Origin of the sequence: Colwellia sp. BRX8-5 (genome assembly GCF_014077325.1) — a bacterium.
Lineage (GTDB): Bacteria > Pseudomonadota > Gammaproteobacteria > Enterobacterales > Alteromonadaceae > Colwellia_A.
Genome location: NZ_JACGVR010000060.1, coordinates 1 through 6,934 on the forward strand (window position 1 = coordinate 1; position 6,934 = coordinate 6,934).

General features: G+C 37.4%; 7 protein-coding genes. 3 read left to right on the forward strand and 4 right to left on the reverse strand.

What is annotated here, in order from left to right:
- Positions 1–274 (reverse strand): hypothetical protein (locus H4J62_RS20235; RefSeq protein ID WP_220471443.1); only part of this gene is annotated, 274 nt, incomplete at its 3' end.
- Between the two features lie 429 nt (positions 275–703).
- On the opposite strand from H4J62_RS20235, the gene H4J62_RS19800 reads away from it, so the two are divergent.
- Positions 704–2,890 (forward strand): OsmC domain/YcaO domain-containing protein, encoded by a 2,187-nt coding sequence (locus tag H4J62_RS19800; protein WP_182218095.1) that lies wholly within the window; start codon positions 704–706, stop codon positions 2,888–2,890.
- Positions 2,891–2,986: 96 nt separating this feature from the next.
- On the opposite strand, the gene H4J62_RS19805 is transcribed toward H4J62_RS19800, so the two are convergent.
- The 3 genes from H4J62_RS19805 to H4J62_RS19815 form a co-directional block, all read right to left on the reverse strand.
- A complete protein-coding gene (locus tag H4J62_RS19805; RefSeq protein WP_182218097.1) occupies positions 2,987–3,907 on the reverse strand; it encodes a diguanylate cyclase in 921 nt (306 codons plus the stop codon).
- Positions 3,885–4,712, reverse strand: coding sequence for an alpha/beta fold hydrolase (locus tag H4J62_RS19810; protein ID WP_182218099.1), 828 nt, complete (start codon positions 4,710–4,712; stop codon positions 3,885–3,887). Before H4J62_RS19810 ends, H4J62_RS19805 begins: the two co-directional genes overlap by 23 nt.
- 73 nt (positions 4,713–4,785) lie before the next feature.
- Positions 4,786–5,634 (reverse strand): LysR family transcriptional regulator, encoded by an 849-nt coding sequence (locus H4J62_RS19815; protein WP_182218101.1) that lies wholly within the window; start codon positions 5,632–5,634, stop codon positions 4,786–4,788.
- Between the two features lie 150 nt (positions 5,635–5,784).
- On the opposite strand from H4J62_RS19815, the gene rimK reads away from it, so the two are divergent.
- Both rimK and H4J62_RS19825 read left to right on the forward strand, forming a co-directional pair.
- A complete protein-coding gene (rimK, locus tag H4J62_RS19820) occupies positions 5,785–6,690 on the forward strand; it encodes a 30S ribosomal protein S6--L-glutamate ligase (RefSeq protein ID WP_070376387.1) in 906 nt (301 codons plus the stop codon).
- A 5-nt stretch (positions 6,691–6,695) separates the two neighbouring features.
- On the forward strand, positions 6,696–6,934 hold a 239-nt coding region (locus H4J62_RS19825), incomplete at its 3' end, for a succinylglutamate desuccinylase/aspartoacylase family protein (protein ID WP_310733557.1).

Sequence of the window (6,934 nt, forward strand, 5' to 3'; positions counted from 1 at the left end):
ACTTAACACTACGCATTTCAGATCTTGTAAAAGAATAAATTAACACTTTTGAATCTAAAAAAATTGTAAAGATTACAGCGGCAGAAGCTAGCGGTGAATGACTTAAAGGGATAGCTGACGTAACAGCTAAAGGCGGCGAAGGTAAAGAAGACAAAAAAGATGAATGCGACGTAGGTAAATGTGGTGAAACTAGAACCGACAAACGAGGTAAATGCGGCGAAGGTAAATGTGGTGAAGGTAAAGCAGACAAAAAAGGTAAATGTGGCGAAACCAAAACTGACGCTAGAAATGTGGCGGTTAATTCTTAATCATTTATTAAACGTGAACACATATCTTTAAAAAAGCTATTTAACCCTTTGTTAAATAGCTTTTTTGTTTATTTATAGCTTATATGCGGTCAGTTTTTATAGCTATTGCCGTTTGTTGTGTCGCGAGTCATGATAAAAATGATTCACTACCTTGAGTGAATCATTGTTTTATCACACTTTACCTAGCTATTTTAATGTCCCTGTAAAATCAAATTCCTGGTTACATCACACTATTTTATTTAAAACAGTGTCTTTCTTAATTAATGTCTTTTTTTCCAAGACTAATGTCTCGAAAAAACAGATAATACCGACCATTAATTACATCTTGCCAATTGGCAGTCGCTAAAACTAAGCAAATCACTGAGCTTTTAGTGCAAAACTTCGGAAATTATTCAATGGAAATCAAAGTTAATTATCTCGACAACCTTAGAATTGAAGCTAAATTTGATGATTTTTCTGTCATCGCTGATCAACCTATTCGCTATAAAGGTGATGGCTCTGCTCCAGGGCCTTTTGATTATTTTTTAGCTTCATCAGCGCTTTGTGCCGCCTATTTTGTTAAAGTTTATTGTAATTCGCGTGATATACCGACTGAAAATATTCGTTTGTCACAAAACAATATTGTAGATCCTGAAGATCGTTATAACCAAATTTTTCAAATTCAGGTTGAGTTGCCTGAAAGCATTTCTGAGAAAGACCGTAAAGGCATTGTCCGTTCCATTGATCGCTGTACCGTTAAAAAAGTCGTTCAAAGTGGACCAGAGTTTAAAGTAGAAATAGTCGATAGTCTTGAAAACGACGCCCAAGCAATGCTTATGGGGCAATCAGCAAGTGACTCCAGCACCTACATTTTAGGTAAAGACTTACCACTTGAACAAACTATTGCCGATATGACAGGTCTGTTGGCTGATTTAGGTATGAAGATTGAAATATCTTCTTGGCGAAATATTGTGCCTAATGTTTGGTCATTGCACATCCGTGATGCGGCATCACCGATGTGCTTTACTAACGGTAAAGGCGCAACGAAAGAAAGTGCGCTTTGCTCTGCACTTGGTGAATTTATTGAGCGTCTTAACTGTAATTTCTTTTATAACGATCAGTTCTTTGGTGTTGATATTGCCAACAGTGATTTTGTTCATTATCCCAATGAAAAATGGTTTAAACCAGGCGTCAATGATGAGTTGCCCAGCGACATACTTGATGAATATTGTTTAGCGATATATAACCCTGACGATGAATTACGGGGTTCGAACCTAATAGATACCAACTCTGGCTTAGCGGAGCGAGGTATTTGCTCTATTCCTTATGTACGCCATTCTGATGGTGAAACCGTCTATTTTCCTTCAAATTTAATTGAAAATTTATTCTTAAGTAATGGTATGAGTGCAGGTAATAATTTACCCGAAGCACAAGTACAATGCTTGTCAGAAATTTTTGAACGTGCGGTAAAAAAACAAATTATTGCACAAGAAATTATTTTACCCGATGTGCCCAAAGACGTAATCGCAAAATACCCAAGTATTTTAGCAGGCATTGAAGGGTTAGAGGCGCAGGGCTTTCCTATTGTCGTTAAAGATGCATCGTTAGGTGGTCAATTCCCGGTCATGTGTGTCACGCTTATGAACCCTAAAACGGGTGGTGTCTTTGCCTCCTTTGGTGCTCATCCAAGTTTTGAAGTTGCCCTAGAAAGGAGTTTGACGGAGTTGTTACAAGGAAGAAGCTTTGAAGGCTTAAACGATGTACCCAAGCCAACGTTTAATAGCATGGCGGTTACTGAACCTGAAAACTTTGTTGATCACTTTATTGACTCAACAGGTGTTGTTTCCTGGCGTTTCTTTAGCAGTAAAGCTGATTATGAATTTTGCGAATGGGATTTTTCTGGCACCAACGAAGAAGAAAATGCTGTGTTAATGGCGATTTTGAAAGACTTGGGCAAAGAAGTCTATATCGCAGAGTTTAATCAATTGGGGGCTACTGCTTGTCGAATGCTAGTGCCAGACTATTCAGAAGTGTATCCGGTTGAAGACCTTATTTGGGACAACACCAATAAATCTCTTGAATACCGCGAAGATATTTTAAATCTTCACATTTTAAGTGAAGAACAATTAGTCGCTTTAGTTGAGCGTTTAGAAGATAGCCAACAAGATAACTACATTGATATAAAAACATTAATTGGTATTGAGTTTGATGAAAATACCGTTTGGGGTCAGCTCACTATTCTTGAATTAAAAATTCTTATTTATCTTGCCTTAGGCGCTTTAGAAGAGGCTATTGAATTAGTTGGAGAGTTTTTACAATACAATGACAATACGGTTGAACGTGGCTTATTTTATCAAGCGGTTCATGCGGTATTAGAAGTTACCCTAGACGAAGAGATGGAACTTGAAGACTATATCGGTAACTTTAATCGAATGTTTGGTGAAGAGACTATGGAACACGTGGTTGGTTCAGTCTTTGGTGAAGTTAGGTTTTATGGTTTAACACCAACAAGTATCAAACTTGAAGGTTTAGATAAGCACCTGAGGTTGATTGAAAGCTACAAAAAATTACACCAAGCACGTAAAATAGCGGCTGAAAAATAGTAAAAACATATCATGTAAAAAGCCAATATCTACTATAGGTATTGGCTTTTTATAAACGTTGCGCATTTAAATTTTAAATCTTAAGTTTAATGAGCATTAATCAGTTTTATACACCTCGGTTCTGTTTCTGCCAAGTTCTTTTGCTTTATATAGGGCATTATCAGCCTGAGCGTAGAAGTCAGTAAATGATATTTTATCGTTACAAATACTGGCACCAATACTTACCATTAATGGTTTGTTATCAACCTTAATGTTAGCAATTAACTGATGTAATCTTTCACAAAATAATAAAACATTCACTTTGTCTGTGTCAGGTAGCATGATCAAAAATTCTTCACCACCAAAGCGAGCAACGAGGTCTGTTTGTCGACAAAAGGCTTTCAACTTTTGACCAAGCTCTTTTAATACTCGGTCTCCTGATAAATGGCCAAAGCTATCATTTATTTTCTTAAAGTGATCAATGTCGAGCATTAATAAACCAACCGATTGATGAGATCTTGCTGCCTGCTCAAGGACTAAAATGCTTCGCGATTTCATTTCTCTTCTATTTAATAACTCGGTTAATTCGTCAGTAGAAGCAAGTAATTTCAACGCTTCTGCTTGCTCTTCTAATGTTTCGCGGGTTTTTAATAATTCATTATAAAGTTGGTCTCTTTTAGAGGCATTAAAAAAGCTCCAGTAAATACAGCCATCATCACCTAAATGCGCGTTCACGGTTACTGGAATGCGAGCCCCTTGAGCATTAAATATAATTAACTGCATTTCTTCACACGTTTTCTCATGTAAAAGTGTTGGAATGAGATAACTTTGAAAAAATATTTTTGACGATTTTGTGAAAATCACATCTGTACTTTTACCGATAAGGGCTGCTGGTTGCCATAATAGTTCAGTAGTGAAATATGCATTAACATAGGTAATAACTCTTGACGAATTAGTGACTAAAGCACCGCAAGGAAAACTATCCAGCGAATAATTTTGCATGTTACTTTGTGCTTTACTTTTGCGTGTCGTGGTCATTGTTCGCGTATTCTATTATTAAGTCGACAATTTCGTTCGGATGCGTCATATGTAAACAATGTCCGTCAGCCAGAATCACTTCCAGTTGACTATTTTTTATTTGGCTATGAATAAACTCACCAACAGTCGTCGCAGCCAAGGCATCATTTTTACTTTGAAAAATTAATGAAGGTTGCTTTATATCTTTTAAAATATGGCGATAATCAGATAAAAATGTTGCTTCAGCAAAATTCTTCGCTATAACAGGATCAGTAGAGCAAAAACTTCCCGTTAACTCTCCTATTAAATCCGTTGAATTATCATCTCCTATCACTAATGGCGCTAAATAATCAGCCCAACCAATATAATTTTTATCCATCAGGCTTAATAATTCGAGTAAATCTTCTTTTTCAAAGCCGCCCAAGTATTCAGGAGGAAAGTTTAGAAAACAAGGTGAAGGGCATATCATGATAAGCTTAGAAAAAAAATCAGGCCTTTTATTGGCGGCAATCGCACCGATAATACTACTTACAGAGTGTCCGACAAAGATTGCATTTGATAGCTCTAGCACTTCAGCTATTTCAATAATATCTTCGGCATACCCATCAAGTTGGCTATAACGTTTCTTGTTGTATTGTGAGATATCTGAACCACCAGAGCCGACATAATCAAAGAGTACGATGGTAAACTTGTTCAGTAGCTTTGGCGTTAAAAAGCGCCACATGTTTTGATCGCAACCAAAACCGTGCGCAAGAAAAAGTGTTCTATCACCTTTTCCAACAATTTTAACATTATTTCTAATCAACACCTCTTTTGACAAAAGCATAATATTTCCTACTCAAATGTATCGTTAATTAACGGTTACTAACCTTGTTTATACTACTATCTAATAATCTTGCTTATATTACCACAGAAGGAAACAGTTGCAGCGTTTGCTCAATTATATCAGTTTTCTGACTTTTCGCTAAATAAGCGGCATATATATCTCTTGAATATACCGGCGCTTCTTCAACTAGGTATAATTTATTTTTCTCGATATACTCAAAAGTCATTTGTCTGGGTAAATAAGCACTTCCGCCGGCGTCCAATAGAAAATTTAATGCAATTCTTGGTTGGCTCATATAGTGTCTTGCGGGAGGAGCATCTTGAAATTCTCGAAGGTGTTGCGCATTCACTGATTCACCATAGTCGACCATTATGTGGTTATCTAATGTTAACTTTTCGATAGTATCGTTTGGCTCTGTGGTGACTAAATGTAGTGGAACCGTGGCGACTTTTTCAGTGATTAAATCTTTAACAAACGGCGGCTCGAAAAAAAAGGCAACATCGACCACACGACTCAGTAAACTCTTTCTAAGCTCTAACGGCGAGTAAGTGTTGGTTAATAAACTAACATCATCAAGGTTTCTGTGTATTTTTTTTAACCAGTCTTGTAAGACAATATCCCAAATAGACATCATAGAGCCAACAACTAATTGATAAGTATCACTGTCTGCAACACCAACATCTTGTTTAGTTTTTTGCCACATAAACAATAACTCATTAGCATGTTTTATTAACCGATTACCTTCTGGGGTTAATTTTAAATGCTTTTGGCTTCGGTCAAACAACAGAACACCTAAGTCACCTTCTAATAACTTAATCCTTGCGCTTACTGCAGATTGAGTAATGAATAAGTTCTCAGATGCTATTCTAAAGTGTAATGTACGGCTCACTTCAAGAAATGTTTTTAATAGTTCGATTCTCATACAAACCTCGACAAACAACGCAATCATTTTTTTTGATTAAACTCATCAAAATATAGCGCTATATTATTTAATAAGCTGACTATACACTCCACAGCACTTATTACCTCACTTTTTATCATTAAATAAAAGTGAATATCAAAAGACTGACTTATGAAAATTGCTATCTTATCTAGAAATAAAAAACTTTACTCTACCCGTCGTTTAAAAGAAGCGGGTGAAGCTATGGGCCATGAAGTTGATATTATCGATACTTTGCATTGCTATATGGACATTACGAGTAGCCGTTCATCGGTGCGTTATCACGGTAAAGAACTACCAAAGTATGATGCAATTATTCCTCGTATTGGCGCCTCTGTGACTTTTTATGGCACAGCTGTGGCAAGACAATTTGAAATGATGGGTACCTTCAACATTAATGAGTCCGTCGCTATCAGCCGCTCACGCGATAAATTACGGTCATTACAGTTGCTATCGCGTAAAGGTTTGGGTTTACCGCGAACGGGTTTTGCCAGCAAACCTGATAATGCCAAAGATTTAATTAAAAATGTTGGCGGCGCGCCGGTGGTTATTAAGTTGCTCGAAGGCACGCAGGGCATAGGCGTAGTATTAGCCGATACGGCTAAATCAGCTGAAGCCATTATCGAAGCGTTTATGGGTTTAAACGCGAATATTTTGGTACAAGAGTTTATTAAAGAAGCCGGTGGTGCTGATATTCGCTGTTTAGTGATTGGCGGTAAAGTGGTTGCGGCGATGAAACGTCAAGGCGCTGAAGGTGAGTTTCGTTCTAATTTACATCGTGGCGGCTCTGCTGAAGTGGTTAAATTATCTAAGGCTGAGCGTGATACTGCTGTCAGTGCTGCAAAAGCGATGGGTTTGAACATGTGTGGTGTCGATTTACTGCGTTCACAAAATGGTCCTATGGTAATGGAAGTTAATTCATCTCCTGGCCTTGAAGGTATCGAAAAAGCGACAGGCAAAAATGTTGCTGGGATGGTGTTTGAGTTTTTAGAAAAGAATGCAAAACCTCATGACACCAAAACACGTGGCAAAGGATAATGAAAGTGAGTTCTACAGACATATTACGCATTGGTGAATTTGAAATTTTACCTGGAGAGCAGCGCAAAATAGAGTTGCCGGTTGCTAAGTTATATACCGATGCCGACGTTTCTTTACCCGTTCATATTATTCGCGCTAAAAAACCGGGGCCCACTATTTTTTTGAGTGCGGCGGTACATGGCGACGAATTAAATGGTATTGAAATTATTCGACGCTTGATCCACGAAAAGAAACTTAAAATAAC

Coding starts and splice junctions, on each gene's coding strand:
- H4J62_RS19800 (WP_182218095.1), top strand. CDS start 704: ATGGAAATCAAAGTTAATTATCTCGACAACCTTAGAATTGAAGCTAAA.
- H4J62_RS19805 (WP_182218097.1), bottom strand. CDS start 3,907: ATGACCACGACACGCAAAAGTAAAGCACAAAGTAACATGCAAAATTAT.
- H4J62_RS19810 (WP_182218099.1), bottom strand. CDS start 4,712: ATGCTTTTGTCAAAAGAGGTGTTGATTAGAAATAATGTTAAAATTGTT.
- H4J62_RS19815 (WP_182218101.1), bottom strand. CDS start 5,634: ATGAGAATCGAACTATTAAAAACATTTCTTGAAGTGAGCCGTACATTA.
- rimK (WP_070376387.1), top strand. CDS start 5,785: ATGAAAATTGCTATCTTATCTAGAAATAAAAAACTTTACTCTACCCGT.